1 protein-coding gene is annotated in these 1,469 nt (G+C 39.2%); it reads right to left on the reverse strand.

The features are described from left to right. Nucleotides 1–1,449: an IS1182 family transposase gene (locus ERX29_RS10725; protein WP_133444674.1), complete on the reverse strand. Its 1,449-nt coding sequence runs from the start codon at nucleotides 1,447–1,449 to the stop codon at nucleotides 1–3. Nucleotides 1,450–1,469: the final 20 nt, after the last annotated feature.

Consider the following 1,469-nt stretch of genomic DNA (forward strand, 5'->3'; position numbering starts at 1 on the left):
TCAGACTGTAGACAAACTCATTTTGAAAATGGGTTTGTCTTTTCTTTTTCTTCGAAAAATAAAAAATATCGATTTGCAGTCGTAGTTATTACTGGCTACTTCCTGGTCTGGCACCAGGAAGTTCGCCATTTTCTTTAAATTCATACAAGCGAAAATAAGCGTGGTCTCCATCGTGACTTTTTTGATTCCTCTGAATCGAGTCCAACGGAGTCCATGCTGTTCTTTTGCGTCTGCGAATCTTCTTTCTATCGTCTGACTTCTGAGACGATAGATTTCTTTGATTGTATCGACGAACCGAAGGTCCTCGGCAATATCCAGTTCGTCCTGCCAGATATGCCTTGTGATGACTTTTGTATGGTTCTGACTCTTCGTACATACATTAAGCAGCGGACATTCTCTGCACATTTGGGGATCAGACATGTATAACCGGTAGCCGTCCGAATCAGTTCTTTTATATTCCAGCAGCTGGTTATTCGGGCAGATATACACATCAAATGCTTCATCATAAACAAACTTTTTTTTATTCATTAAGTCCTTCGGACCTGCAGGACGCTTATAAGGCATCACCGGGAAAATATATTTTTCAAGTACATATTTAGCGTTGTGGGGGGTCTTATATCCGGCATCAACTGCTAGGTATCTGGGCAGCAGACCTTTGATCTCTAGTCTATCTATCATCACAGGAAGTTGTGTACTGTCATGTATATTGCCAGGCGTGACATGCAGGTCAACTACCCATCCATTTTTATCGCAACAAACGTGTCCGCTATAGGCAAACTGTTTCTCTCTTTCACTTTTAACGTAATAGCCAGCTTCAGGATCTGTTGTGCTCACTTTGATGGTTTTCGTCTCTTTTTCTTCCTTCAGCTTTAGGGGCTTTTTTCCTTCGGCTTCTCTGATTTCGTTTATTTCCTTTTCAAGTTCATCCTGATAATGTTTCGCTGTCTTTTCAACCTCTACTTTTTCATATTTATTTTTATTAGCGTTGGCCTTTATATGAGTGGAATCAATGAAAAGAGAGGTGTTATCGACTAAGTCATTTTCTTTAGCTGTTTCCAGTATTCTTTCAAAGATCTCATTGAAAAGATTATTATCGTCAAACCGTCTAACATAGTTCTTACCGAAGGTAGAAAAATGAGGGACTTTATCCATCACACCGAGACCAAGGTACCATCTATAGGCAAAGTTCGATTCTATCTCTTTAATCGTCTGTCTCATTGATTTGATTCCGAACAGATGCTGTATCAAGACAATCTTAATCAGGATGACGGGATCGATGCTGGGTCTGCCATTATCAATGGAATATCTATCTTTAACCAGGTCATATATGAAAGACAGGTCGAAGACCTGATCAACTTTTCGAAGTAAATGATTCTGTGGCACAAGGTCTTCCAGACTATACATTTCAAGTTGATTTCGTTTTTGTTTTGTAAACTCATGATTAGACATCTTTATCAATACAATCACCT

Origin of the sequence: Macrococcus lamae (assembly GCF_004359545.1) — a bacterium.
Taxonomy (GTDB): Bacteria; Bacillota; Bacilli; order Staphylococcales; family Staphylococcaceae; genus Macrococcus; species Macrococcus lamae.

Excerpts from the sequence above, each read along its gene's own strand:
- ERX29_RS10725 (WP_133444674.1), bottom strand. The coding sequence starts at position 1,449 with ATGTCTAATCATGAGTTTACAAAACAAAAACGAAATCAACTTGAAATG.